Origin of the sequence: Mesorhizobium zhangyense (assembly GCF_011045115.1) — a bacterium.
Taxonomy (GTDB): domain Bacteria; phylum Pseudomonadota; class Alphaproteobacteria; order Rhizobiales; family Rhizobiaceae; genus Mesorhizobium_M; species Mesorhizobium_M zhangyense.
In genome coordinates this window covers 220,856-247,653 of the sequence record NZ_JAAKZG010000002.1, presented here as the reverse complement: position 1 = coordinate 247,653, position 26,798 = coordinate 220,856, and the positions used below count along the sequence as shown (strand labels likewise).

General features: G+C 62.8%; 21 protein-coding genes and 1 tRNA gene. 11 read left to right on the top strand and 11 right to left on the bottom strand.

Going from position 1 to position 26,798, the window contains the following annotated elements; translation table 11 throughout:
* Nucleotides 1–69: 69 nt before the first annotated feature.
* Both G6N74_RS04760 and G6N74_RS04755 read left to right on the top strand, forming a co-directional pair.
* Nucleotides 70–717 (top strand): hypothetical protein, encoded by a 648-nt coding sequence (locus tag G6N74_RS04760; RefSeq protein WP_165114927.1) that lies wholly within the window; start codon nucleotides 70–72, stop codon nucleotides 715–717.
* 215 nt (nucleotides 718–932) lie between these two features.
* Entirely contained in the window at nucleotides 933–1,667 is a 735-nt protein-coding gene (locus G6N74_RS04755; RefSeq protein ID WP_165114925.1) for a 16S rRNA (uracil(1498)-N(3))-methyltransferase, read from the top strand.
* Nucleotides 1,668–1,702: 35 nt separating this feature from the next.
* On the opposite strand, the gene G6N74_RS04750 is transcribed toward G6N74_RS04755, so the two are convergent.
* On the bottom strand, nucleotides 1,703–2,107 hold the full coding sequence (locus G6N74_RS04750; protein ID WP_165114923.1) for a GNAT family N-acetyltransferase: 405 nt from the start codon (nucleotides 2,105–2,107) through the stop codon (nucleotides 1,703–1,705).
* 199 nt (nucleotides 2,108–2,306) lie between these two features.
* On the opposite strand from G6N74_RS04750, the gene G6N74_RS04745 reads away from it, so the two are divergent.
* Nucleotides 2,307–3,680 carry a glutamate--cysteine ligase gene (locus tag G6N74_RS04745; protein WP_165114921.1) on the top strand — a complete coding sequence of 458 codons (1,374 nt, stop codon included), beginning with the start codon at nucleotides 2,307–2,309 and terminating at the stop codon, nucleotides 3,678–3,680.
* Nucleotides 3,681–3,772: 92 nt separating this feature from the next.
* The gene (locus G6N74_RS04740) at nucleotides 3,773–4,843 is read left to right on the top strand and encodes a DUF937 domain-containing protein (RefSeq protein ID WP_165114919.1); all 1,071 of its coding nucleotides are present in this window, start codon (nucleotides 3,773–3,775) and stop codon (nucleotides 4,841–4,843) included.
* A gap of 111 nt (nucleotides 4,844–4,954) precedes the next feature.
* Here G6N74_RS04740 and G6N74_RS04735 read toward each other — a convergent pair whose 3' ends face one another.
* Complete coding sequence (locus G6N74_RS04735; RefSeq protein ID WP_165114917.1) at nucleotides 4,955–5,245, bottom strand: DUF1127 domain-containing protein; 291 nt, start codon at nucleotides 5,243–5,245, stop codon at nucleotides 4,955–4,957.
* A 183-nt stretch (nucleotides 5,246–5,428) separates the two neighbouring features.
* Between G6N74_RS04735 and G6N74_RS04730 the strand changes: the two genes are divergently transcribed.
* Nucleotides 5,429–6,385 (top strand): LysR substrate-binding domain-containing protein, encoded by a 957-nt coding sequence (locus tag G6N74_RS04730; RefSeq protein WP_165114915.1) that lies wholly within the window; start codon nucleotides 5,429–5,431, stop codon nucleotides 6,383–6,385.
* Between the two features lie 217 nt (nucleotides 6,386–6,602).
* On the opposite strand, the gene G6N74_RS04725 is transcribed toward G6N74_RS04730, so the two are convergent.
* Together G6N74_RS04725 and G6N74_RS04720 are read right to left on the bottom strand one after the other, a co-directional pair.
* Nucleotides 6,603–7,640, bottom strand: a complete 1,038-nt coding sequence (locus G6N74_RS04725; RefSeq protein WP_165114913.1) for a zinc-dependent alcohol dehydrogenase family protein — start codon at nucleotides 7,638–7,640, stop codon at nucleotides 6,603–6,605.
* 39 nt (nucleotides 7,641–7,679) lie between these two features.
* Nucleotides 7,680–8,624: a DMT family transporter gene (locus G6N74_RS04720; protein WP_165114911.1), complete on the bottom strand. Its 945-nt coding sequence runs from the start codon at nucleotides 8,622–8,624 to the stop codon at nucleotides 7,680–7,682.
* A gap of 125 nt (nucleotides 8,625–8,749) precedes the next feature.
* Between G6N74_RS04720 and xseA the strand changes: the two genes are divergently transcribed.
* Nucleotides 8,750–10,315, top strand: a complete 1,566-nt coding sequence (gene xseA / locus G6N74_RS04715; protein WP_165114909.1) for an exodeoxyribonuclease VII large subunit — start codon at nucleotides 8,750–8,752, stop codon at nucleotides 10,313–10,315.
* A gap of 34 nt (nucleotides 10,316–10,349) precedes the next feature.
* Here xseA and G6N74_RS04710 read toward each other — a convergent pair whose 3' ends face one another.
* From G6N74_RS04710 to G6N74_RS04700, 3 genes are all read right to left on the bottom strand, one after another.
* Complete coding sequence (locus tag G6N74_RS04710) at nucleotides 10,350–10,604, bottom strand: hypothetical protein (RefSeq protein ID WP_165114907.1); 255 nt, start codon at nucleotides 10,602–10,604, stop codon at nucleotides 10,350–10,352.
* A 584-nt stretch (nucleotides 10,605–11,188) separates the two neighbouring features.
* Nucleotides 11,189–11,265 (bottom strand) — tRNA-His (locus tag G6N74_RS04705).
* Nucleotides 11,266–11,536: 271 nt separating this feature from the next.
* Nucleotides 11,537–11,998: a phasin gene (locus G6N74_RS04700; protein ID WP_165114905.1), complete on the bottom strand. Its 462-nt coding sequence runs from the start codon at nucleotides 11,996–11,998 to the stop codon at nucleotides 11,537–11,539.
* Between the two features lie 271 nt (nucleotides 11,999–12,269).
* Here G6N74_RS04700 and G6N74_RS04695 point away from each other — a divergent pair, with 271 nt between their 5' ends.
* Nucleotides 12,270–15,926, top strand: a complete 3,657-nt coding sequence (locus G6N74_RS04695) for a PAS domain S-box protein (protein ID WP_165114903.1) — start codon at nucleotides 12,270–12,272, stop codon at nucleotides 15,924–15,926.
* An 82-nt stretch (nucleotides 15,927–16,008) separates the two neighbouring features.
* Here the strand turns inward: G6N74_RS04695 and G6N74_RS04690 are convergent, their stop codons facing one another.
* Nucleotides 16,009–16,452, bottom strand: coding sequence for an SRPBCC family protein (locus G6N74_RS04690; protein ID WP_165114901.1), 444 nt, complete (start codon nucleotides 16,450–16,452; stop codon nucleotides 16,009–16,011).
* Nucleotides 16,453–16,623: 171 nt separating this feature from the next.
* On the opposite strand from G6N74_RS04690, the gene G6N74_RS04685 reads away from it, so the two are divergent.
* Nucleotides 16,624–16,977, top strand: a complete 354-nt coding sequence (locus G6N74_RS04685) for a hypothetical protein (protein ID WP_165114899.1) — start codon at nucleotides 16,624–16,626, stop codon at nucleotides 16,975–16,977.
* A gap of 4 nt (nucleotides 16,978–16,981) precedes the next feature.
* On the opposite strand, the gene G6N74_RS04680 is transcribed toward G6N74_RS04685, so the two are convergent.
* Nucleotides 16,982–17,446, bottom strand: coding sequence for a GNAT family N-acetyltransferase (locus G6N74_RS04680; protein WP_165114897.1), 465 nt, complete (start codon nucleotides 17,444–17,446; stop codon nucleotides 16,982–16,984).
* Between the two features lie 252 nt (nucleotides 17,447–17,698).
* On the opposite strand from G6N74_RS04680, the gene G6N74_RS04675 reads away from it, so the two are divergent.
* Both G6N74_RS04675 and G6N74_RS04670 read left to right on the top strand, forming a co-directional pair.
* Nucleotides 17,699–18,748: a Fe(3+) ABC transporter substrate-binding protein gene (locus tag G6N74_RS04675; RefSeq protein WP_165114895.1), complete on the top strand. Its 1,050-nt coding sequence runs from the start codon at nucleotides 17,699–17,701 to the stop codon at nucleotides 18,746–18,748.
* Nucleotides 18,749–19,054: 306 nt separating this feature from the next.
* Nucleotides 19,055–20,533 (top strand): ABC transporter permease, encoded by a 1,479-nt coding sequence (locus G6N74_RS04670; protein ID WP_376767685.1) that lies wholly within the window; start codon nucleotides 19,055–19,057, stop codon nucleotides 20,531–20,533.
* A 297-nt stretch (nucleotides 20,534–20,830) separates the two neighbouring features.
* Here G6N74_RS04670 and G6N74_RS04665 read toward each other — a convergent pair whose 3' ends face one another.
* Both G6N74_RS04665 and G6N74_RS04660 read right to left on the bottom strand, forming a co-directional pair.
* A complete protein-coding gene (locus tag G6N74_RS04665) occupies nucleotides 20,831–22,420 on the bottom strand; it encodes a peroxidase family protein (RefSeq protein ID WP_165114893.1) in 1,590 nt (529 codons plus the stop codon).
* A 331-nt stretch (nucleotides 22,421–22,751) separates the two neighbouring features.
* Nucleotides 22,752–24,710: an acetoacetate--CoA ligase gene (locus tag G6N74_RS04660; RefSeq protein WP_165114891.1), complete on the bottom strand. Its 1,959-nt coding sequence runs from the start codon at nucleotides 24,708–24,710 to the stop codon at nucleotides 22,752–22,754.
* A 197-nt stretch (nucleotides 24,711–24,907) separates the two neighbouring features.
* Between G6N74_RS04660 and G6N74_RS04655 the strand changes: the two genes are divergently transcribed.
* Nucleotides 24,908–26,797 (top strand): AsmA family protein, encoded by a 1,890-nt coding sequence (locus G6N74_RS04655; protein ID WP_165114889.1) that lies wholly within the window; start codon nucleotides 24,908–24,910, stop codon nucleotides 26,795–26,797.
* The last annotated feature ends 1 nt before the right edge of the window (nucleotide 26,798 follow it).

The window sequence follows — 26,798 nt, the reverse complement described above, 5'->3', positions numbered from 1 at the left end:
ACCCTCGCAATGACAAACTCTCCCGCCCCGATATCATGCGCGCCGATCGCCAAAAAGAGAGGAACGGATATGCCACTGCAAAACCGCATCGATCCCTTCGGCGATATCCACGCCGTGCCGGCGCGCGGCCTGTTCACGGGAAATCGCGGCGTCATTCACGACCCGGCAACGCGAACGCTGCTGAAGCGGCGCTGGGCGACCCGTGCCTGGATCATCTGCGTCTGCGAATTCCGCGGCAAGCGGCGCGATGTGATGGGACGAAACGCGCCAAGCGGCAATGCCGGCTGGACCGAGCTTTTCTTTCTCGACGAGGTGACCGCACTGGCAGCGGGGCACCGGCCCTGCTTCTATTGCCAGCGCGAGCGGGCGAAGGAATTTGCGGGGCTTTATGGCGAGACGTTCGGGGTGGTGAAGGTGAAAGCGCCGGAGATGGATGCGAGGTTGCATGGGGAAAGGCTGGCGGCAGGTGGGAAGTTGTTGGCGCTGAACGGTGGCGAGTTGGAGCGCCTGCCGGATGGGGCGATGGTGGCGCGGGGCGGTGACGCTTATGCGGTTCATAAGGGCGTGCTGCGGCGTTGGAGCTTCGAAGGTTATGAGGCCCCGCGCGAGGGCATTGGCTTCGCATCGCCGGGATTTTCGCTGCTGACGCCGGCGGTGACGGTTGCAGTGTTGCGGGCGGGGTATAAGCCGGTTTGGCATGAGAGTGTGGGAAAGTAGCCCCCTCTCCGTCTCGGCTTCGCCGAGCCACCTCTCCCCCGCTTCGCAGGGGCGAGGAACCCAAGTCCTGAAGTGTCGCGGCCTCGCAGAACCCAGGTTCCTCTCCCCCATGAAATGGGGGAGAGGTGGCGCGCGAAGCGCGACGGAGAGGGGGAATCCCAAGGTGATCATCACGAACCCTTGACCTCCCCTCTCCTCTCCAGCATTCATCGGCCATGCGCGCAAACTACAAAATGCAGCGGCTGTTCGTGCCGCAGGACCTCGCCAGGGATACCGTTTTCGAAACGGGCACGGAGCAGAGTCATTATCTCATCCACGTGCTGCGCCTCTCCGAAGGCGCGGAACTGCTCGTCTTCAACGGCCGCGACGGCGAATGGCTGGCGCGGATCGAGGCCAAAACCAAAAAAGCGGTAAAGCTGCGCGCGGTCGAGGAAACACGGCCGCAACCGCCTCTGCCCGACCTAGTCTATTGCTTCGCGCCGCTGAAACAGGGGCGGCTTGATTATCTGGTACAGAAGGCTGTCGAGATGGGTGCGGGCGTGCTGCAACCCGTCATCACCCAGCACACGCAAATCGCCAAGCCCGGCATCGACCGGCTGCGCGCCAATGTCGTGGAAGCTGCCGAGCAATGCGGCATCCTTGCTCTGCCGGAAGTGCGCGTGGCGCAGAAATTCGACAGGCTGATCGCTGGCTGGGAGACGGACCGGCGGCTGATCTTCTGCGACGAGAGTGCGGAAACCAACAATCCCCTGCCCGCGCTTCAGGCCATCACCGAGCGCAAGCTTGGCCTGCTGATCGGCCCGGAAGGCGGCTTTTCCGAAGACGAGCGCCGCCAGCTCTATGCGCTGCCCTTCGTCACCGCCATTCCGCTCGGCCCGCGCATCCTGCGCGCCGACACGGCAGCGGTGGCGGCGATGGCGGTATTGCAGGCGACGATCGGCGACTGGTGAACAGGCACTACGCGAACTCTACTGCGCCGGCTGCTTCAGCGCTGGTGAAAGAGCAATTTCGCTGACCCTTCGGCAAAACCGAGTTTCTCATAGAAGGGAACGAGCCGCTCGGGGCAATACAGCTCAAAGCTGGAAACGCGAGCCAGAGACGGCAGGCCGATGATCCTCTCCACGATCACCTTGCCGACGCCCGCCCCGCGGAAATCCGCGTGAACGATGACATCGAAGATCAACGCCTTGAAGGTGAAATCCGTCAGCGCCCGCGCAAAGCCGATCAGCCGGTCGCCGTCGGTGCAGCAGCCAAGCACGATGTCGGAATGCTTGAGCATATGGGCGACGTCTTCAAAGCTGCGATCCCTGGTCCACCATTCCTGCCGGTAAAGCTCGAACAGTTCCTGCTCACGGTCGCCGCCAAAATGCTCGATCCATGTAAAATTCATGCGGTGATGCCCTCCGGGTTCCCGATGTGCGCTTCAAGTCACGGCCTACTGTCGTTTTGAGCATGATTTTCGACGCTTTTTCGATTCGCCAGCATGCTCAATTTGAGTTGAACCAATGATCAGGATTTTTTGCTTGATCGCGAGATATGATTGCGTCCATCAAGCGCGACGCTTTTTTCGAGCGGCGAGAGGGTAGACCATGGCGCGTGACACCACCGATTTCCGGCCGATCGAAGGCGTGGACGAACTCGTCGCCTATCTGGCCGAGGGCAACAAGCCGCGCGAAAAATGGCGCATCGGCACCGAACACGAGAAATTCCCCTTCTACGTCGACGGCAACAGCCCGGTGCCCTATGGCGGCGACCGCGGCATCCGCGCCCTTCTGGAAGGCATGCAGCGCACGCTGGGCTGGGAGCCGATCGTCGATGCCGAGCGCATCATCGGCTTGGTCGAGCCAACCGGACAGGGCGCGATTTCGCTGGAGCCCGGCGGACAGTTCGAGCTTTCCGGCGCGCCGGTGGAGACGATCCACCAGACCTGTCGCGAGGGCAATGCCCATCTGGCGCAGCTGCGCGAAATCGCCGAGCCGCTCGGCATCCGCTTCCTCGGCCTCGGCGGCAGCCCGAAATGGACGCTGGCCGAGACGCCGCGCATGCCGAAATCGCGCTACGACATCATGACCAACTACATGCCCAAGGTCGGCACCAAGGGCCTCGACATGATGTATCGCACCTGCACGATCCAGGTGAACCTCGACTTCTCCTCGGAAGAGGACATGCGGCGCAAGATGCAGGTTTCGCTGAAACTGCAGCCGCTTTCAACCGCACTTTTCGCCAACTCGCCCTTTACCGACGGCCACGCCAACGGGCTGCAGAGCTGGCGCGGCGAGATCTGGACCGACACCGACAACCAGCGCTCGGGCCTGCTGCCATTCTGCTTCTCGCCGGAATTCGGCTTTGCCGACTATGTCGAATGGGCGCTCGACGTGCCAATGTATTTCGTCATCCGCGACGGCCGCTATCACGACATGACCCACATCACCTTCCGCCAGTTCATGGCGGGTGCCGCGCGCAAGGAACTGACGGACGGCATGCCGACCATCGGCGACTGGGCCAATCATCTGTCGACGCTGTTTCCCGATGTGCGGCTGAAGCGTTTCCTGGAAATGCGCGGCGCGGACGGCGGACCATGGCGCCGCATCTGCGCGCTGCCCGCCTTCTGGGTCGGGCTGCTTTATGATGAGGAAGCGCTGGATGCGGCGGAAGCCCTGACGAAAAGCTGGACCTATGAGGAGGTGTTGGCGATGCGCAACGCGGTGCCGGCGCAGGGCATCGGCGCGCCGTTCCGCAACACCGACCTGCGCGAGGTTTCCCGCGAGGTGCTGGCGATTTCGCGCAAGGGCCTGAAGAACCGCGCCCGATTGAACCGCGACGGCTATGACGAGACGACGTTCCTCTCCACGCTCGACGAAGTCGTGGCGCGCGGCACCACCAGCGCACAGGAAATGCTCAACGCCTATCACACGCGCTGGGGCGGCTCGATCGAGCCGGCTTTCCTCGAATACGCCTATTAACGGTCTCTGCATTCGCCCATAACAATCCCGTAGGCGGGTTCACGGCTTTGGGTTAGGCTGCTCCCCGGAGAGACACTCCGAGGAGATCGAAAATGGCTTCACTATTCGACATGCTGACGAATGCCCAGAACGGCAACGGCATGGATGCCTTGGCGCGGCAGTTCGGGCTGTCGCCGCAGCAGGCGCAATCGGCCGTCGCGGCCTTGCTGCCGGCCTTTTCGCAAGGGCTGAAGCAGAACACCGCCGATCCCTATGGCGCCGGCGCGTTCCTGAGCGCGATGGCGAGCGGGCAGCATGCCAAATATTTCGAGAACCCGGCAGCAGCCTTTTCTCCGGCCGGCATGGCCGAGGGCAACGGCATTCTGGGCCATCTGTTCGGTTCGAAAGACCTTTCGCGCGCAGTTGCCACACAGGCGGCGCAAGCCACCGGCATCGGCCAGGACGTGCTGAAGCAGATGCTGCCGGCCATCGCGACGATGGTGATGGGCGGGCTGTTCAAGCAGTCGACCAATCAGGTTCAGGCAGCGGGCATCGGCGGTGGCAGCAACAATCCGCTCGGCGACATCATCGAGCAGATGATGCGCCAGGGCGGCATGGGCGGTGCTGCCCAACAGCAGGCGCCGCAAACGGCAAGCCCTGCGGACAACCCGCTCGGGCAAATCCTTGAAGGCATGTTCGGCGGCGGTCAGGCTGGCCAGCCGCAGAGGCAGGCGCAGGCCCCGGCCGGCGACAATCCACTCGGCCAGATTCTTGAGGGCATGTTCGGCGGCGGCGCAGCGCAGCCAGCCGGCAGGACGCAGCAGCCGGGCCAGAACCCCCTTGGCGACAACCCGCTCGGTCAAATCCTCGAAGGCATGTTCGGCGGTGGACAGGCCGGGCAGCAGCCAACCGGCCGCGCTCAGCCGCAGGGTCAGAACCCGCTGGGCGACAATCCCCTAGGCCAGATACTCGAAGGGATGTTCGGAGGCGGTGCTGCTCAACCGAGCGGCAGGGCACAGCCGCAAGCGCAACCTCAGGCCGCTCCGGGCGGACAGCCGAAGAACCCTTATGACGATCTGTTCGGCAAGATGTTCGAAACCGGCGCCCAGCAGCGCGACGATTACCAGAAGGGCGTGGAATCGATCTTCGAGCAGTTTACGAAGGGCATGGACCGGCGGCGCTGAGGCTGCTCTGCCAACAAAAAATGCCCGGTCCGTGAGGACCGGGCAGCGTGCAGGCGGGCCGGAGGGAAACCGGCAGGGAGTGGGGAGCCTGCAGTAACTCAGGCACCGGGCCTAATGTACCCGACGGGCCATGTCTTCAATCAGGTCCGAACGGGCGCTGACCATCGAGCCGAGCCGCGAGGTCGGGTCGACGCCAAACGGCAGGTTGACCACCACGTGGAGGTCGGCGCGGGTCAGGCCGATATCGGACAGTTCCGCATCGGTCATCTCGCCCAAGCGGTAGAATTCGCGGCGATTTTTCAGTGCGCGGTAAAGATTGAAGAGCCAGTTCACCACGCGCACTGCAATCGCCGGACGCGCTGCGGTCTGCATCGTCTTGGCTGCGTAATCGATCGTGGTCATGGCACTCTCCTTTCAAGAGTTAGGGCACAGAAAGCCGTTCCGAGACGAACACGCGCAAATCGCGCTCCGCATCGGTGTTTTGCGTCGCTTCCTGTGGACGCTTAGGACTTTGCCATCGCCGTATTGATTAATCCAACGAATGTTTTTAATCTTTATCATCAACATCGATGATGGATGAAAGTCATGGCCGCGCCGCTCGATCTCGATCAACTGCAAACCTTCATCATGATTTCCGACACCGGCAGCTTCACCAAGGCCGCCGACGAGGTTCACCGCACGCAATCGGCGGTGTCCATGCAGATGCGCCGGCTGGAAGAGCGCATCGGCAAGCCGCTGTTCGAAAAGGACGGGCGCACCAACAAGCTGACCGAGGAAGGCGAAAAGCTGCTCTCCTATGCGCGGCGGCTGATCCATCTCAACCGCGAAACGCTGGCCGCCTTCGACGACCGCAGCCTGGAAGGCACGATCCGCATCGGCACGCCCGACGACTACGCCGACCGTTTCCTGCCGGAGATCATGGCGCGCTTTGCCCGGTCGAACCCGCGCGTCGAATTGACCGTCATCTGCGAGCCGACTTTCAATCTGGTGGAGCACATCAAGCGCGGGCATCTCGACCTGGCGCTGGTGACGCATGACGACGTGAAGGGTCAGTCGGAAGTGGTGCGGCGCGAACCGCTGCTTTGGGTGAGTTCCGCCAACCACGCCACGCATGAGCAGGAAATCCTGCCTATGGCCTTTGGCCGCCCGACCTGCATCTGGCGGCGCGGGGCATGCGACGTCCTCGACCGCATGCAGCGCGACTATCGCATCCTGTTCACAAGTTGGTCGGCCACCGTCATCACCGCCGCCGTGCTCTCAGGGCTGGCCATTTCGGTGCTGCCGGAATGCGCGCTCAGGCCGGGCATGCGCGTGCTTGGCGAGGCCGATGGTTTCGGCCCCCTGCCCGACTGCAAGATTGGCATCATGCGCGGCCACACGGCAAGCGCCGATATCGTCGAGGCGCTGGCCCGGCACATCGCCGAAAGCCTCGACAATATTTCTGTGCCGGCGGGTCAGGAGACGGGAACATTCGATTTTGCGGCGCTGACTGGCATTCGCAGCAAGCGGTTGAAACCGAGCCATGTCATGCCAGGGTGGTGAGGCGGTGGTAGCGCGATTCCCTTTTGGGTTGGCGCTGCCCCTCACCCTTACCCTCTCCCCGTAAGGACGGGGAGAGGGGGTCATCGGCGTTGCGGCTAATCTCCTTCCTTCAATTTTTTTTAGGGAGAAGAACGAAGCTCCAACGTTGACGCCCCCCTCTCCCCGTTCTTACGGGGAGAGGGTAAGGGTGAGGGGCAACCTTATTACCGCAACCAGCTCAAAACCTATCCACCACACTGATCCCCGTTCCATCAAAGCGGTCCATCTGCATCAGTGCCACCGGCGCCTCCGCGAGGCTGATGCGCTTGCCGACCAGCTTCTGTGGCTTCAGCTTGCCGGTTTCGAGCATGTCCATCATCGCCTTGTAGCGGAACGCCTGCATGCCGTGGCTGCCGACGATCTGCAGCTCATGGGCGATGACCTTGTCCATTGGCACCTGCGGCGTGGCGTGGTCGCCGAGCATCAGCCCGACCTGGACGTGACGGCCGCGCCGGCGCAGATTGGCGATGGAATTGAAGCAGGTGGAGGGATGGCCGAGTGCGTCGACCGAGACATGCGCGCCGCCCTTGGTGATTTCCTTCACCGCCGCGACGACATCCTGCTCCGCCCCGTTGACGGTGGCGACGGCGCCGAGTTCGCGGGCGAAGGCGAGCTTTTCCTCGGTGAGGTCGATGGCGACGACGTTGGCGCCCATGGCGGTAGCGATCATGATTGCCGACAGGCCAACGCCGCCGCAGCCATGCACCGCCACCCATTCACCGGGCAGCACTTTCGCCTGATCGACAATCGCCCGGAACGAGGTGACGAAGCGGCAGCCGAGGCTGGCAGCGGTGACAAAATCCAGCTCTTCGGGCAGGCGCACCAGATTGGTGTCGGCATAGTCGATGGCGACATATTCGGCGAACGAGCCCCAGGCGGTGAAGCCCGGCTGGAACTGCTGCTCGCAGACCTGGTGATTGCCGGAATTGCATTCGTGGCAATGGCCGCAGCCGCCGACGAAAGGCACCGTGACGCGGTCACCGACGCGCCATTGCGTGACCTGCCGGCCAACCGCCTGCACAGTTCCGGCAAGCTCGTGGCCCGGCACATGCGGCAGCACGATGTCGGCGTCATGGCCCATCCAGCCGTGCCAGTCGCTGCGGCACAGGCCGGTCGCCTCGACCTTGACGACCACGCCGTCGGTCGAGGGTTTCGGGTCAGGCACGTTGCGGATGCTCGGCGCTTCACGAAAATGCTCGAACAGAACAGCTTTCATCGATGATCCCTGGGGCTTCGGATTGGAAAGATCGAGAAACTATCGCCGGCCGCCGCGAATGACCAGTACATTGCCGAGCGCGACGAGGACGAGGCCGGCAATCGCATAGGCGGTCCAGACATAGCCTTCGAGCGCGGTCGAGACGAGCAGCGCAAGGATCGGGAACATGACGGTGGCATAGCCGGCCCGCGCCGCGCCAATGCGGCCGAGTAGCGTAAGATAGGCGGCGAATGCCATCACCGTCGAAATCACCGCCAGAAAGACCAGCGAGCCCAGATAAGAAGCTGTCGTGGCGATGATGAACGGCTTGCCGAGCATGAAGGCGAGGATCGCCGACCAGATGGTACCGTAGAGCATGCCCCAGGCGCTGGTGGAAATCAGCGGCAGTTTTCTGCGCTGGTTGGCTGCCGAAACCAGATTGCCCAGGCAGAAGGAAAACGTGCCGGCAATGCACAGGAGCAGGCCCGTGAGCGTGCCACCCGACAGGCCATGGGCCGCGATTTCAGGAAAGAACATCAGCGCGATGCCGGCAAAGCCGAGCAGGCCGCCCATGAGAATGCGCGGCGCCGGCCGCTCGCGCATGATGACGGCACCCAGCAGCATGTTGATGACCGAGGCCAGCGAAAACACCACCGACAAAAGGCCGCTGACGAGATAGAGCGCGCCGTAATAGAAGAACAGGAAGTTGGACGAGAAGATCAGCACGCCGAGCAACGCAAAACGCAGATGGTCGGAGATCGGGAAGCGCAGTTGCTTGCCGCCGAAGATCACCCATCCGAACATCAGCATGGTGGCGATGGCGAAACGCCAGACGAGATTGACCTCCGGTGACACAGCGGTGCCGACCTGCAGGGAGATGGCAAACCACGACACGCTCCACGACAGCACCGTCAGGACATAGAGCCCGTAATCCATCGGCTGGAACGGCCTGTCGACGGTGGACGGGGCCTGAGGGGTTGCGATTGTCTTGGTCTGCGTGCTCATGCGCCTCAGGTAGTTCTTCGCAGTGGCAGACGTCCATCCAATTCTTCTGATTGAAACATTGAGACAAACGATATGTGCGGGCGAACGGACTTGACCCGACGCACCGGAATGGCCCCAATCGCGCCATGAGCGATTTTCTACCCGAATCGAAGACCAACGCCGCCGAATATACGGTGAGCGAGATTTCCGGCGCGCTGAAGCGCACGGTCGAGGATGCCTTCGGCAATGTGCGGGTGCGCGGCGAGATTTCCGGCTATCGCGGGCCGCACTCCTCCGGCCACGCTTATTTCAGCCTCAAGGACGACCGCGCCCGGATCGAGGCCGTGGTGTGGAAAGGCACGATGGGCCGGCTGAAATTCCGGCCCGAAGAGGGCATGGAGGTCATCGCCACCGGCAAGCTGACGACCTATCCGGGGTCGTCGAAATACCAGATCGTCATCGACAATCTGGAGCCCGCCGGCGCCGGCGCGCTGATGGCTTTGCTGGAAGAGCGCAAGCGCAAGCTGGCCGCGGAAGGCCTGTTCGACGCAGAGCGCAAGCGACGCCTGCCCTTCATGCCGATGGTCATCGGCGTCATCACCTCGCCGACGGGTGCAGTCATCCGCGACATCATCCATCGCATCAAGGACCGGTTTCCGCTGCATGTGCTACTCTGGCCGGTGCGTGTGCAGGGCGATACGTCCGGGGCAGAAGTTGCCGCCGCCGTTGCCGGCTTCAACGCACTTGCTGCGGACGGCGCGATCATGCGGCCCGATCTTCTGATCGTGGCGCGCGGCGGCGGCAGCCTGGAAGATCTGTGGGGCTTCAACGACGAGGCGCTGGCGCGCGCGGTGTCGGCATCGAGCATTCCGGTGATCTCGGCGGTCGGCCACGAAACTGACTGGACGCTGGTCGATCTGGTCGCAGACGTGCGCGCGCCGACACCGACGGGTGCGGCCGAAATCGCCGTGCCGGTGAAAGCCGATCTCGAGGCGACGCTGGCCAATCTCGGCGCACGGCTGAAAGGCTGCATGTCGCGCAATTTCGACCGCAAGCGGCAGGCGCTGCGGGCAGCTGCGCGCGCCCTGCCCTCGCCCGACCAGTTGCTCGCGCTGCCGCGCCGTCATTTCGACGAGGCGACAAGCCGGCTTTCGCGCGCGCTGATCGTCAGCACCGAGCGCAAGCGGGCGCGGCTTTCGGCCATCCGCCTGTCGCCGGCCACACTCGACCGCCGCCTGGCCGAAACCCGCAGGACCACAGACCGCGACATCGCCCGCGCCTATGCCGCCCTTCGCGCCATGCTGCGTGAGCGGCGCACGCGGCTCGACCGCACGGCGCAGCGCATCGGGCCGGAACCGCTGGTGCGCCGGCAGAAGCTTGCAGGCGACGGGCTGGCCGCACTTCAGCGGCGGATGGATCAGGTGACGAAAATCCGGCTGGAGCGGCTGCGCGGCCGCCTGACCCAGGCCGAGCGGCTGATGTTGACGCTGTCGCATCAATCGATTCTGGAGCGCGGCTTTGCGCTGGTGACGAATGAGGAAGGCGTGCTGGTGAAGCGGGCCGCGGAAGTCGCGACCGACGCAGCACTTTCGCTCACCTTTGCCGACGGCACGGTGGGCGTGGTTGCCGGCGAAGGCGCCACGCGGCCCAAGCCGCAACCGAAACCCGCGCCCAAGGCCAAAGTCCCCGGCACGCAGGGTTCGCTGTTTTAGGATATGTTGAACCCGGCAACGCGCCAGGCGCCTGTCAGAAGTGATGCTGGACGGTCGTGGCTGGGCGCGTTGCCAGGGAAGCACGGTTTCCAACGGCTATGAGCCGCAACAGCTTCTCATCCCTGATGCCGTTTTCATAAGCGTCCATCAGCCGCTTGGCGACGATGCCGGCCACTTTTTCGCGGTCGGCACGGCCAGCGGTGCAATTGTCGAAAATCTCCCGCAACAGCCTCAGCTCGTCGGGAAAATAGACGCGTCCTGTCGGTTGCGCCGGGGATTTGGCGGCCATGCCTTACTCCCTTTTTCGAGGGCGGGAGCCAAGTCTTGTCTCTCGATCGCCAGTGTCCGTGGACAATGTGCGGCGACGAATGAAGTTAGCATTTTTCCAGGAGCCGCTCCAATCAAGCATAAAAACAAGCGCGAACATGATGATATCGCGATGTTGTCTTTTGGCGGCACCGGGAAAGATGGTCGGGCCATGTCCGGCTGGATACGGAGGCAATCAGCGGTTGTCTTGCGCGTTCGCCGGCCGTAACCTTGTCGCCATGGACAAGCGCTATCTTTTCCTCGTCGCCAGTGCCGGATGCGTCTTCTTGAGCGGATTGCTGTTGCTTGCCCCGAACGCAATTGCGGTGAACGGTGCACCCTGTTCGCGCGTCCTTGAACGGTACGACGGTGGACGTCGGATGCCCCCGCCAGACGACCCGGAATATGCCCGCGCCGTAGAGTGCTATCGCCTCCTCTGCGGAAACTAACCGGACATCTGGCACCCGCAAGATGCTCGGCTATGCGGCCACCTGCGTGGCATGAGCGCCATCGGCGGAGGAGCTATTGCCCGCCTGTAGAGCATGCCTGATTTTATTGAGAAAGGTATGGTACGGTTGGGTGGGCTCGAACCACCGACCTCCGGATCCACAATCCGGCGCTCTAACCAACTGAGCTACAACCGCGCAGGCCATCGTCTGGCGAAGCGCTCCAATACGGACAAACGACGGAGATTTCAAGACGCTTGGCGACGGTTATTCCGGTCAATTTGGCCGCAGGGCGAATAAGAGTCACAGGAAAGTGCGCAACGCCTTGCCCAAAAAGAAAAAGACCGGCGGGAGGAGGTGCCGGTCTTTTCCTTGTATCTGGCCGGAGGGAGGAGGATTCCGGCCGTCATGCCCGAAGTTTGGTGGGAGGAGGTACCGCCCTTCGGGTATTCAAGAAGTCACCTGAAAATCAGGCGACCTTGAGGTCCTTGAACGTCTTTTCGAAGACATCCTTGATCGGCTTGGTCACGTCCGTGGCAGCCTTGGTCGAAACGGCCTGGAATTCCTTGGCCTGCTCGACGGCGGTCTCGGCGCCCTTGCGCAGGAAAGCGGTCTGAAGCTCGATCACCTCGGACAGCGACTTGGCGCCGAACAGGGCTTCGAGATGCGAGAAGCCGGTCTCGGCATTGGTGCGGAGCGTGGCAATGGTCTTGAGCGACAGTTCGCTGCCGACAGCCTTGGCGGTCTCGAAGGTCGATTCGAAAGCCTTCTGGGTCTCTTCGGCGCCGGACTTGATCTTGGTGTAGGCTTCCTTCGACTGCTCGACGCCCTTTTCGGCGAAGGCGCGGAACTGGTCGGTGGCCTTGGAGGCATCGAAGGTCGGGAATTCAACGTTGGCGAATTCGGCGGTTTTGGTTGCGGTCTTGGACATATTTCCATCCTTTTCGGTGGACCGATCTTGCGAAAGCCGGTCTCGTTCATGCGTAATCTCCATATAGCGCAGCCAATGGTGCATTGCAATATCTTTTGTGCACTGCAACAAAACCGTCATCCAAGCGGGTCAAGCCATCGCGGCGCGTTAACCAAACCATCGGGTTTCGGTGCTCAAACGCGCTGTTTTGTGGACGTTTGCCCCGCCGCCTTGTTATTAACAAAGAGTTAACCGCAGAGAATCTGTCTCCGCCTGGGAGTTCGTGCAGCGCATGCCGTCAGCTTCGTATTCGTTCATCGATGTAGCCATACTCGACGACGTGCGGCAGCGTTTTGCGGCCGGCGACGCGCTGGCCATCCTGACGACCGACATCGACCAGGTGATCTGGGCGAACGGACCGGGTGCGGCGCTGCTCGGCTATCCGGACATCGAATCGATCATCGGCGAGCCGCCCCTGCTCGGGCCGACCGCCAGACGCCAGATCATGGCGACGAGCGGCTTTCCGCGAATCGGCCGCGACCGGAACCTTGCCGTGCGGCTGGCGACCGGGGTCAGCAGCCGCGCCGTCAATTTCACCGCGACTGCCCTGACCCTGCCGGACGGCGAGGACGCGATATTGCTGGCGGTGCCGGCCATACAGGCCAGCGGTCGCAGCGACGGCGACATCGCCGAGCGCGCCATCAGCGGCCTGAACGAGCGCGGCCAGTTCGCAGCCTTGATCGACGCTCGCGGTGCGGTGGAGGCAGCCTCGCAAGGTTTCGCCGAGCTCGGCATCTCGCAAAAGACGCTGGCCGAGATGGTCGCGGAACTAAGCGGTGAAGGCGAGCGGCTGGTGAAGCGCATGGTGCCGGGAGCGGAGCGCTCCTTCCCCGCCGGACTGGCGCGGCTGGTCGATGAGCCGGCGCGGCATCTGCTGGTGGTGATCGACGAGCGCCAGTTCGCCGACGACGAGATTGCGACGGCTGAAGCTCCCGACGACAAGGTTATTGCGCCTGCGGCCCCGGTGGCCGAGGTTCCGCTGGTGCCGGCCGCCTCGGTGGCTGATGTGCTGGCGCATGTCTCGGCATCGACCGACGCAAAGCCTGCCACCACTGCCGAAAGCCCGGTGACAGCCGCAACGGAAAGTCCCGCAGCGAAGGTTTCCGCTCCGGAAGACGATGAATCGCCGCAGCTGCCGATTTCGGAAACGCCTGCAGAGGCCGCCGCCAAAGGCGACCACGATAACTGGTATTTCAATGCCAGCGAAGCGGGCAGGACCGAAGCCGCCGCGGAACGCAGGCCGGTGGAGATCGACCGCTTGACGCCGCCCACGCGTTTCGTCTGGCGCACCGATGCCGAGGGGAAATTCAGCGCGGTCTCCAGCGAATTCATCGAGGTGGTCGGACCGCTTGCAGCAGACGTGATCGGCCGGCGGTTCCGCGATGTTGCCATGACCTTCGGGCTCGATCCCTCGGGCGAGATTGCCGACCTGCTCGAGCGTCGCGACACGTGGTCGGGCCGCTCGGTGCTGTGGCCGGTGGCCGGAACGGATCTGAAGATCCCCGTCGATCTCGCCGCGTTGCCCGTCTATGGCCGCGACCGCAACTTTGAAGGTTTTCGCGGTTTCGGCGTCGCCCGCAAGGCCGATGCCGTGACCGATCCGGAGGGCCTTGGGCTGGTTCTGGTGCCCTCGACCGGCGCGCCGCGCGAAAGCATGGCGGCCGAAGAAACCGTCGACAAAACACCGACGCCTGAAAGCACGCAGGCCGCCGACCCGTTCCAGGGCGAGGTGCCGGCGCTGACCATCGTGCCGAAGCCCGACAACCGCCGCTTCGCCGACAAGGTCATCCGCCTTGCCGAGCATCGCCCCGCTGCCGCGACGGAAAAAGGCCTTTCCCCCATCGAGCGCAGCGCGTTTCGCGAGATCGGCGAAAGGCTGAAGCAGCGCGGCGAGACTGCCGGCGCGGCTGAGAGCGAAATCGATGAGCAGCCGGCGAATGACGATGCAGGCAGGCTGGAGACGGTCGAACCGCAGGCAGAACCCTTGCTCGGTTCGGCAGACGAGGTTTCGCCTGTCGAATTGCAGGAAGCCGAAGGCGCTGCATCGGAGCCAATCGTCCAAACGCTAACCGAGTCGGAAACGCGCCCTGCCGAGGTTCAGGGCGAAATGTTTGCTCCTGCGGCTGATGCCGCGGAAGCGGATCTGGCAGCTGAGGCAACGGCCGACAAGCCAGGCGAAGACGCAGGCGCGCCGGAAGAGACGTATGTCGACGTCTCGCGGGACGAGCCCGTCATCGGGGACGCTGCGGACGATACCATTCCTCCGGTTACCGGCATCGACGATGCAGGCCGGCTATCGCGCGATGATGACCGGCCAGTTGCAGCAAACGGCAACGATGCCGACGGAGCTACCACCGAACATGCCGCTGCGGCCGAAGAGACCCCGGAGCCTATCGCCTGCGAGTCCAGCGAATCCGCGCCGTCTGACACGCCGATCCTCGAAAAGCTGCCGGTGCCGGTGCTGATCCATTCGGGCGATGTGCTACATTATGCCAATGAAGAGTTCCTGACGCTGACGGCCTATGAATCGGTCGAGCAGCTGGCTGAGGCAGGCGGGCTCGATGCGCTGTTTGCCGAAAGCTATGACGACGAGTCGTCGGCCGAACAGCATCATCTCAAGCTGCGCACTGCCGACGGGCTGGAATTTCCGATCGAGGCGCTGTTGCGCTCCGTGCCCTGGCAGGGCGGCAAGGCGCTGATGCTGGTCATACGCCGCACCGGCGAGGCCGATATCGCGCCGCTTCAGGTGCTGTCGCCGAGCGAGAACGAGCTTCACAGCCGTGTTGCCGAAATGCGCACCATCATCGACACGGCAACCGACGGCGTCGTGCTGATTTCCAATGACGGCACGATCCGCTCAATCAGCAGGCCAGCCGAGGCGCTGTTCGGCTTCGACAGCGACGAGGTGACCGGCAAGCCCTTCGCCTCGCTTTTCGCCATGGAAAGCCAGCGCGCCGCGCATGACTATCTCAACGGCATGTCGGACCATGGCGTTGCCAGCGTGCTCAATGACGGGCGCGAGGTGATCGGGCGCGAGGCGCAGGGCCGCTTCATTCCACTGTTCATGACCATCGGCCGCCTGCCCAACGAGAGCGGCTATTGCGCCGTCGTGCGCGACATCACCCAATGGAAGCGCGCCGAGGAGGAACTGACGCAGGCACGCAGCGTGGCCGAGCGGGCCTCCTCGCAGAAGACCGATTTTCTCGCGCGCGTCAGCCACGAAATCCGCACGCCGCTCAACGCCATCATCGGTTTTTCAGAACTGATGGTGGACGAGAAATTCGGGCCGATCGCCAACGACCGCTACCGCGACTATCTGCGCGACATCAACCGCTCGGGCAACCATGTGCTCGATATCGTCAACGACCTGCTCGACATCTCCAAGATCGAGGCCGGCCAGCAGGAAATGGCCCATGAGGCGGTGTCGCTCAACGACACGCTGGGCGAGACGGTGGCGATGATGCAGCCGCAGGCCAACCGCGAGCGCGTCATCATCCGCTCCAGCTTCGCCTCGAAGCTGCCCGACGTGGTCGCCGACCTGCGCTCTATCCGCCAGATCGCGCTCAACGTCCTGTCCAACGCCATCCGCTACACGCAGGCCGGCGGGCAGGTCATCGTCTCGACCGCCTATGAGGCTTCGGGCGACATCGTCATGCGGGTGCGCGATACCGGCATCGGCATGACCCACGCCGAGATCGAGCAGGCGCTGAAACCCTTCAAGCAGATCAACGCCCTGAAGCGCGCGCGCGGCGACGGAACCGGCCTCGGCCTGCCGCTGACCAAGGCGATGGTGGAAGCCAACCGCGCCCGCTTCTCGATTACCTCGACGCCCGGCGAAGGCACGATGGTGGAGGTGACGTTTCCGTCGACGCGGGTGCTGGCGGAGTAGAAGGCCGGTAACGAATGCTTCGAATGCTTCGAATGCTCTCAGCGAGAGAATGCTTCCGCTTCCGGCCTTTCAGGATCATGCGCTATTCTTTGATTTCCGGTTCGACAAGCTTTGCCAGGTTTCGAAGCGACTCCTGCCAACCGAGATAACAGGCTTCGGCCGGGATGACGTCCGGAATGCCGGCCTGCGTGATATCAAGCTCGGTTCCGACCGATACTTTCTTCAACGTCACGGTAACCTCCATCTCGCCGGGCAAGTTGGGATCGTCGAATTTATCCGTATAGCGCAGGCGTTCGCCCGGAACGAGTTCGAGATATTCGCCGCCGAACGCGTGGCTGTTGCCCGTCGTGAAATTGCGGAACGACATTCTGTGCGTGCCGCCGACCTTTGCTTCCAGATGATGAACCGTGCAGGTGAAGCCGTTTGGCGGAAGCCATTTTGCCACTGCATCTCCCTCAAGAAACGCGCGATAGACTTTTTCCGGGCTGGTTGCCAAAACGCGATGCAAGCGTACGGTGCTGGGCATATCGATTATCCTTGTGGTTGAATTGCTTATCTATGCTCCTAGGACGAATGAAGCTTCGTCAATCCGACACAGGTCTTCAATTTTTTCTTGGAATGGTGGCCGTCGGCATCTCAAATGTCGCCGACTGCCTGCCTCGGCTTCACCCACTGCACACCCTCAAGAATTGCGACCATGACTGAGATCGAACATCATCCGCAACGGCGCATCTGGGCCTTCCTGGGCTATGCGGCACTCGTAATCGCGCTGCCCGTCGCCCTGATGGGATTGATGCCGGCGAACGAATACAAGGCATGGGGCGGGGACGGGATCGATTGCGACGGGCCGGGGCTGGTGTTCTTTTTCGCCGGGCTGGGACTGGTCTTGTACGGTGCCGGAGCGTTCGTGAACGGGCGGCATTTCAGGAAGCCGTTCAAACTCGTTGTTGCCTGCGCCTGTCTGTTGATCTGCGTGGCGCTCGGCGTCAACCTCGTTGCCGCCATCAAGGAGCAGCGCCTGAATGACGCTGTTCCCGAGATGGGCAGCTAGATCCTCATCGGACGTTCCAGCCGTAATGCGTTACCGGGTCGCCGGTTCGGGGATGTACATCGTCGCGGAGAAAAATCAGGCCGGCCTTCTCGTAAAAACGGCGCGCTCTCATATTCGCAGGCCGCGTGTACAGCGTGAAACCCTCCGGCATTGCCGTCTTGCAGTGGGTGAGAAGCGCCCGGCCGACGCCACCGCCGATCGATCCGGGGCGAACGAACAATTCGGCGAGAACCGCTTCGCGCGGCTTGATCGCGGCAAAGCCAATCACTTCATCCCCGCGCACGGCGACCGTCACGATCCAGGCTGCGGCAAACTCCACATCAACCCGCTCCCTCAGCTCCTTCAAGGTCGGCATGGTCGGAGGGCCGACACCTTCCAGGCTCGCGCTGCTGTGCCAGATATCGGCAATCGCATCATGATCGGCCTCGGTCGCTGGCCGGAGTTCGCAGGTCGGATTTTTCTGGCTCATGCCCTTTCTCTAGCGTCCGGGGCACGGACAAAGCAACGTCCGTAAACCAGGACCGCTCGCGATCCATTACCGCTCCCGCACTCTTGAAAGCTGCTAAAAACCATCCAGTTTAGAATAATTCTAAACTATTGAATTCATTGGCCTTTGTATTGACCCCTCTTTATAAATAGACGAGTAGACGATCGGCCCGGCAATGGCGCCGTCGCCAGCAAACCCCTGGGGCCTTGAACCCCTCTGGTCAGGAGAGAGACAATGACAATTGGAAACGCCCGGTCGAAGATGGCCGGATACGCTGCTTTTGCCCTCGCCACCCTCTTTGCAGGCACCGCGCTCGCGGACGGCACCGTCAACATCTACACCTATCGCCAGCCCGAGCTGATCCAGCCGGTGCTCGACGCCTTCACTGCCGAGACCGGGATCAAGACCGAGGTGCTGTTCCTCGACAAGGGCCTGGAAGAACGCATTCTCGCCGAAGGCCAGAATTCGCCGGCCGACGTCATCATGACGGTCGATGTCGCCCGCCTCACCACGGCCAAGGAAAAGGGCGTGACACAGGCGCTGGACGACGCCACAATCAACGCCAACCTGCCCGCCGAATATCGCGACCCGGAAGGCCACTGGTTCGGCCTGACCAAGCGCGCCCGCGTCGTCTATGCCTCGAAGGACCGCGTCAAGGACACGGCGATCACCTATGCCGATCTGGCCGACCCGAAGTGGAAAGGAAAAATCTGCATCCGTTCGGGCCAGCATGACTACAATCTGGCGCTGTTCGGCGCGGCGATTGCCCATTGGGGTCCGGAAAAGGCCGAAGAGTGGATGAAGGGCGTGAAGGCCAATCTGGCGCGCAAGCCGGAAGGCGGCGACCGTCCGCAGGCCAAGGCGATCGCTGCCGGCGAATGCGACATCGCCATCGGCAACACCTATTATGTCGGCCTGATGCGGACCAACGAGAAGGATCCGCAGGAAAAGGAATGGGGCAATGCCATCAACGTCATTTTCCCGACCTTCGAAAACGGCCTGACCCATGTGAACATTTCGGGCGCGGCACTCGCCAAATACGCACCGAACCACGACAATGGCGTCAAGCTCATCCAGTTCCTGTCGAGCCACAAGGCGCAGCAGGTCTATGCCGAGAAGAACTTCGAATATCCGGTCGAGCCGGGCCTTGAGCCCTCGCCGGTCGTCAAGGAGTTCGGCGAACTGAAGGCTGACACGCTGCCGCTGGCCGAGATCGCCAAGAACCGCAAGGCCGCTTCCGAAATGGTCGACCGCGTCGGCCTCGACGACGGCCCGGCAAGCTGAGGCCATGAACTAATCAGGGAAAGCCGGGCAATCGTAGCCCGGCTTTTCCGTTTTTGAACCGAGCGTGAATTGACCGCACTGCAACGCATCGAGGACGCGCCTGCCGCCGGGGCCAAGCCCCCGCAGCCGCTGCGCGTCAAGCGCAACCGCCATGTGCCGGCGCATCTGCTGGCGCTTGCGGTTTCTGCCTGCGTTCTCCTGCCGATCCTGTCGCTGGCCTATGTCGCGCTGAGCGGAACGGGCGAAGATTGGCCACACCTGATTGCCAATGTGCTGCCGGGCTCCAGCATCACCACGCTCTACCTGATGGCGCTGGTGGCGGTACTGACCTCTATCGCCGGCGTCGCTGGCGCGTGGCTGGTCGTGGCCTACGAGTTTCCGTTGCGCAAGACCCTGTCCTGGGCGCTTGTGCTGCCGCTGGCGGTGCCGCCCTATCTCGCCGCCTACGCCTTTGGCGAATTTTTTCACTATACCGGGCCGGTGCAGGGCCTGGTGCGGGACATTTTCGGCTTCCAGACCATCCGCGACTACTGGTTTCCCGACATCCGCTCGACACCCGGTGCAGCCTTCGTGCTATCTTCGGTGCTCTACCCCTATGTCTACCTTACCACGCGCATCATCTTCCTGATGCAGGGTCGCAACATCGCCGATGTCGCGCGCACGCTGGGTGCGAAACCGTCAAAGGTGTTCTGGCGCGTGCTGCTGCCGGTGGCGCGGCCGGCGATCGTCGCAGGCGTGGCGCTGGTGCTGATGGAGACGATCAACGACATCGGTGCCGCCGAATATCTCGGCGTGCGCACGCTGACTTTCTCGGTCTATGCGACCTGGCTGAACCGCGGCAGCCTCGAAGGCGGCGCGCAGATCGCGCTGCTGATGCTGCTGCTGGTGTTCCTGCTGCTCGCCGCCGAGCAATGGGCGCGGCGGCGGCAGCGCTTCCACACCGGCCGGGCCACGCATATGCGCGCGCGCCCTCCCCGCGTGCGGCTCACCGGCTGGCATGCCGTGATGGCGCTGCTGGCGACCTGCCTGCCGGTGCTATGCGGCTTCGGCATTCCGATGTTCGTCTTTGGCCAGTATGCAGCGCGGCGGCTGGAGCAGTTCTCCTCGCCCGCCCTTGGACAAGCCTTTCTGCACAGCGTCGCGACCGCTGCGGTGACCGCGCTCATCACCGTCGTGCTGGCGCTATTTCTCATCAACGCGGTGCGGCTGGCACGTTCGCACACGATCACCGGTGCAGTGCGTCTTGCCTCGATCGGCTATGCCCTGCCCGGCGGCATTCTCGGGCTCGGGCTGCTGTTCGCGCTCGCCCGTTTCGACAACACGATCGACGGTTTTGCCCGCGCGCATCTCGGCTTCAGCACGGGACTGCTGCTCACCGGCTCGGCGGCGGCCGTGGTGATCGCCTGCGCCATCCGCTTCCTGGCGCTCGCCGAAAGCGCGATCCGCTCGGGCATGGAAAAGCTGCCGCCCAATCTCGACGAAGCCGCCCGCAGCCTCGGCCAGACGCCGGCACGCAGTGCCGCGCGCGTGCTGCTGCCGCTGCTCAAGCCGGCGATCTTTACCGCCGCCGTTCTCGTCTTCGTCGACACGATCAAGGAACTGTCAGCGACGATCCTGCTGCGGCCCTTCGGCTTCAACACGCTGGCGACCTATGTTTACGAGAACGCCTCGCGCGGCGTGCCGGAAGATGGCGCGGTGGCTGCGATCCTCATCATCCTGACAGCGCTGGTGCCGGTGCTGCTTCTGTCCGGTGCGCTCGCCCGCGACCGCGAAGCGCAGATGTAGCGCTGGCCGCTAACTCCCCTCACTAGAAAAGAAAAAGGCGTTCCAAAGGGAACGCCTGAGTGTTGATTGCTGTCACAACGGGGACTTGAGCGAACTGGCTTTCCTCGGGAGGTGAGGAACGGGATTTCTCCCTCAAGTTACGAACGAATATCGCGACCAATCCTTAACAAGTCCTTACCGGAATGCGATTCAGTTTACGAAAGTGTACCACTCATGAAATCTCGGTAAATTTCATGGTTATCTTTGGTTAACCATACCGCCGCCCGTCGCGTTCTGCCCGACAGGCGGCGGGGCTATTCAATCCCCGATCGGGTTGATGTCGTTCACGAACCGCAGGAGATCCGCGAAGGTGAATTTGCCCGGCACCGCCGACGGCAAGGTCGGCTTCCAGTTGGCTTCGCGCCAGAGGTATGACGTCTGGTCGCCATGCACGAGCCCGACGAAAACCTCCGAGACGATGGTCGCGCCGACCGGCCCGAGCCCCAGTCCGCCCTTCTTCACCTGGGCTTCCTTCAGGATGTAGTACCAAAGCGGCGTCGTCTTATCGAGACCCTGCTGCTTTGCCACCGCGCCATCCGTTCCCGACGCGATCTCGGCCGGTGTCAGCGGGTTCCTGATCCGCATATGCCGCGCGACATCCTGACCAGAGGGAAGACCCAGCATCACGCCGCGCTTCAAATTGCGGAAGGCGAGATTGCCGCCGCCGCCCGGTAGAGTGTGGAGCGAGGACACGAGGAAAGGATCGATCCTGCGCGAGGCCGTCATGTTGACCGGCGCGCCGCCCATGTCGCCGAGTTCATGGAACCGGCGCCAGTCGATGATCCAGTTGCTGGGCAGACGCGGGAACGCCGTGTTGGGCGGCGGGGTCGGCGGCGTCGGGGCGAGATCGCCGACGATGCCGCCCGACAAGCCGGTGAAGGCGAAGAACAGGTTGAAATCCGCCGCGGTGAAGACTTTGTTGTGGGCATACCGCTGCCGCACCATGCTGTGACCAAGGCGATAAGCCGCCACCGAGAATTCCACCGGCATGAAGGGCACGCGCTTGAAGCGGTAGAATTTGCGGCCGTTGTGCAGGATCTTGGCGACAATGCCGGGTTCGGTGATGCGCTCGACAAAATCATGCAGCACAATCCACTGATAGTGCCATGTCACCAGCCTGCGGGCTTCCTGGAAGACGTCCGGCGGCGGATTGGGCGCTGCCGAAAGCGTATCGCAAACCTTGTTGTGAAACTTCAGCAGAGCGAGATGGGTCTGGGCAACGAGCAGGTTCTCGTCATTGCGGTGATCGCCGATCAGTGCAAAGCCTTCCGGGCTGCGCGCCAGGTCGTTGCGGAACTCGCCCTCACCCGAATTGAAGTTCTTGCCGATAAGGAACTTCGGGCCATGCTTTTCGCCAGCGACGGGATTGCGGGCGTAGAGTTGCGGGCTGCCGTCCGGGCCGAGGCCGTAGAGGGAGTCGAGGTCGAGGCTCGGCGTACGGAAATTCTCGATGCCGAGCGGGTCCTTCTCCTTCTCGCCGAGCGAGGTGAGGTCGAGCGTGATGTCATGATCGATAAACTGGCCGAAATAGGTGAAGCCGGCCGGCACATTCGGGTTGTTTCCATTGGGATCGCCGGGATTTGCGTCCACCATCGCCTCGGCCAGCGCCTTCAACTTGGCATCGGAAACCTGCAATGGCGGCAGCCTGGGAAACATCCGGCCGAACATGCCCGGATCCTTGTTTCCGGTAAGCGTGTCGAGCATTTCCCTGTTCGGATGCCGCCCGGCCACGCCATGGCCGGGGGTAGTCTTGACCGCAGTGGCGGCCAGCTTGAGCGTGTTCAACAATTCCGTTGGAAGTCCGCCTGCCTTGGAGCTCTTGGGCAAGCTCTTTGTTTTCAGGGACATTGCCATCCTCCTGAATACATCGACCAATATCGGGCCGACGCATGAGATAACCCCCACTACCCTCGCGAAATCCAACGATGAGACAAAGGACGGGCGTGCGTTGCCGCAACCGCAAGCGCCTATTATTAAAATACAATTTTATGGTATGCCGTCGCACCCTTCGCGATGACATAATAATACTTAAGCAACTTCGTATTTTCAACCGAAGATGCTTTAATGAATTATCCGTATTCAAATCGATTCAGGTAAGATGCTATAAACAAAAGCGGAATCGAAACAGATGTACTTCTAATTTGGTATCGCCTTCAGACCGAGGAACCCCGCCGACGCCTCAGTTCTGCAGCACCGGAATATCGCGGTAGAGCTCCAGCGCCTCGGGATTGGCCAGCGCTTCCTTGTTCTTGACCTGCCGGCCATGAACGATGTCGCGCACGGCAAGTTCGGTGATCTTGCCCGACTTGGTGCGCGGGATATCGGCGACAGCGACTATCCTTGCCGGCACATGGCGCGGGCTGGCGCCGGTGCGGATCTTGGCCTTGACGCGCTTGTCCAGCGCCTCGTCGAGTGTGACGCCCTCAGCCAGCCGCACGAACAGCACGACGCGCACATCGTCGTCCCAGGTCTGGCCGATGCACAGCGCCTCGAGGATTTCCGGCATCTGCTCGACCTGATTGTAGATCTCGGCCGTGCCGATGCGCACGCCGCCCGGATTGAGCGTCGCGTCGGAGCGGCCGTGGATGACGATGCCGCCATGCGTCGTCCACTCGGCGAAATCGCCGTGGCACCAGATGTTGTCGAAGCGCTCGAAATAGGCGGCGCTGTATTTTGCGCCGTCGGGATCGTTCCAGAAGCCGATCGGCATGGCCGGGAAGGCGCGCGTGCAGACCAGTTCGCCCTTTTCGCCGCGGATCGGCTTGCCATCATCGTCCCAGACATCGACGGCCATGCCGAGGCCGGCACCCTGTATCTCACCGACCCAGACAGGCTCTGTCGGCACCCCTAGCACGAAGCAGGAGACGATGTCCGTTCCGCCGGAAATGGAGGCCAGATGCACGTCCTTCTTGATGCCGTCATAGACGAATGAAAACCCTTCCGGCGACAGCGGCGAGCCAGTGGAGGACAGCGTGCGGACCGTCGACAGGTCATGCGTCCTTATCGGATGCAGATCGGCCTTGCGCACGGAATCGATGAATTTTGCCGAAGTGCCGAAATAGGTCATCTTCTCGGCGTCGGCGAAATCGAAGATCACATTGCCGTCGGGATAGAAGGGCGAACCGTCATAGAGCAGCAGCGTCGCGCCCGACGCCAGCCCGGAAACCAGCCAGTTCCACATCATCCAGCCGCAGGTGGTGAAATAGAAGAAGCGGTCGCCATCCTCGATGCCGGCGTGAAGGCGCTGTTCCTTGACGTGCTGGATCAGCGTGCCGCCGGCCGAGTGGACGATGCATTTGGGAATGCCGGTCGTGCCCGACGAGAACAGGATGTAGAGCGGATGGGCGAAGGGCAGTCGCTCGAAGCTCACCTTACCTGCGGTGAAGGGCGCAAGTGCCGCATCCAGCGCCTCGGCCTTGTCGACGCCTGCCGCGACATCTTTCGCCTTGCCGACATAGTCGACGACCAGCACTTTGCGGACGGTCGGAAGCTTCTCCGCCACCGCTGCGATCTTGGCGGCAACGTCGATTTCCTTGCCGTTGTAGAAATAGCCGTCCGGCGCGATGAAGACGACCGGCTCGATCTGGCCGAAGCGGTCGAGCACACCCTGTTCGCCGAAATCGGGCGAGCAGGAGGACCAGACAGCGCCCAGCGAGGCAGTCGCCAGCATGGCAGCAATGGTTTCGGGCATGTTGGGCATCATCGCGGCAACACGGTCGCCCTGCTTGACGCCGAACCTCACGAACAGCTGCTGCAGCTTTGACACCAGACCGTGAAGCTCGTCCCAGGAGAGCCGCCGCTCAATCTTGTCCTCGCCCTTGAAGACCATCGCCTCACCGGGCCCGGTCTTCTTCAGCAGGTTTTCCGCGAAATTGAGTTTTGCATCGGGAAAGAAGCTCGCGCCCGGCATGCGGTCGCCATCGGCCAGGATGCGGGCGCCCTTGTCGCCAACGACGCCGCAAAAGTCCCACACCAGGTTCCAGAAGGCTTCGCGGTCATCGATCGACCAGGCATGCAGTTCGGCATAATCGGAAAATGTCGCGCCGGCGCGGCTCGAGGCTTGCGACATGAAAGTCGTGAGCGGGGCTGCGGCTATCCGGTCCTTCGAGGGTGTCCAGAGTGGCGTTTTCTCGGTCATGCATCTTCCTCCCAGCGGCGGTTTCTTATGCATATTGCAGCGCAACAAGGCAAGGCGTCTGGCCCTGTCGCGGCGTCATCGTTCACAAAATGCCATAGCTCTGACACAAAGGGTTGAAATGCCGCGCATGTCCGCTAAACCGGACAACAAGGTAATCGGCACGGCGGCCGATCAACCACAAGCATGAATGAGGCACAATGCCGTCACCTCTGGTCAGGCGCAGCATCTGGGTGATTGGCGCGGCTGCGCTGATCGTCGGCCTGATCATCGCCATGCTCCCGCTTATCGCTTCGACGCGGCTGGTGCGCGATCGCATCGCCTACGAGATGAGTTCATGGAGCGGCTACCGCGTCACCATCGATTCGACGCCGGAGATAGAAGTCTGGCCGAGCTTTCGCGCCGTCCTGACCAATGTGGCGATGACCCAATGGGGAGAGCCCGACCACCCGCCGGTGATCGAAGCCGAGCGCATGGAAATCAAGCTTTCGGCACTGGCCGCACTCGGCGGCAATGTTGTCTTTTCCTCCGCCAGCATGATCCGGCCGACACTGCGCGTCGAGCGCACGGCAGATGGCCATTATCTGCCGGCCCTGCCGGCCGGCGGACGCATCGCCAGTTCGGTCAAGGCGACCCGGGAAGCAGTGGCGGCAAATGCCGGCCAGGCCGAACCGGGACGCGTCTCCTCCGATCCGTTCGGCATGGTCGAGGTCAGTGACGGCCGCGTGACTGTGTTTGCCGACGGCAAGGACCGCGAAATCCTGACGGGTGTCGCCGGCCGGGTGAGCTGGCCGACGCTCAACAGCACCGCGACGCTCAGCGTTACCGGCATCTGGCGCGGCGAATCCGTTGCCATCGAGGCTTCATCGGCCAAGCCCCTGATGCTTTTCGCCGGCGGCGAAGCGCCCGTCACGGCGTCTCTCACCGCAAAGCCGGCCACGGCCTCCTTCGACGGCATCGTGAAGACGACGGAGAACCCCTTCGTCGATGGCACGGTGAAATTTTCAGCACCGTCGCTGCGGCGCATGCTGGAATGGTCGCGGGCCGACGTCTCGCCGGGCAGTGCCATCGGCTCGCTTTCGATAGCAGGGCGCATGAGCGGGGACGCACAGCGGCTCAAGCTGGACAACGCGGAGATCGGGCTGGACGGCAATCCTGGCATGGGCGTGCTGAATGCGTCCTTCGCCGACGGGGTGCCTTCGATCGCCGGCACGCTGGCGTTCGAGACGCTGGACCTGCGTTCGTTCCTCGCCGCTTTCACGCCGCTGGCGCCGGTAGCGGGTGCGGCCGATGCGGCTCAGACGGGACCTTCCGAGATCGACACGACTTTCGCCAACCGCATGAACCTGGACCTGCGCCTGTCGGCCGGGCACGCGGTTGCCGGCTCGGTCACGCTGTCGGAGGTCGCCGCCAATGTGCAGGTCAAGAACGGGCTGGCTGCCTTCGACATTTCGGATGCCGCCGCCTTCGACGGCAACCTTCAGGCTGGCATACGCTTCGACCGGAAGCCGGAAGGAACGCAGGTGGAAATGCGGCTTCTGGCCTCCGACATCGAGGGCGGCGCCTTCGGTGCGGCAACCGGCATGCCGCGGCTGTTCCCGATCGGACGCGGCAACATTTCGCTGATCATGAAGGGGCCTGGACGGACCTGGGGTTCCATTCTCGATAATGCCGAAGGCACGATATCGGCGACCTTCGGTCCTGGTGCGCTTTCCGATTTCGATCTGGCAGGATTCCAGAAGCGCAGCGCCGAGGGTGGGTTTTTCGCGCTCGGCGACGTCTCGAAAGGCACGTTGCCGATAGACGGCGCGGAGTTCAAGGCAAGCATCTCGCGCGGCGTCGTCAAGATCGACAAGGCGGAAGCAAAGAGCCCGCAGGGCAGGCTCTGGCTGACCGGCATCGTTCCCTATGTCGGACGGGGGCTGGCGCTTTCGGGCGGCATCGTGCCGCCGGACCAGCCCGCGGCGCAGAACGGCGCAACGCCACCGCAGGCGATGTTCTTCGTCGGCGGCTCGTGGAACGCGCCCTTCATTTCGCCGATACGCTCGACGCCGCCGGCATTGGCCGGGCCGGCAGCACCGGTTCAATAAA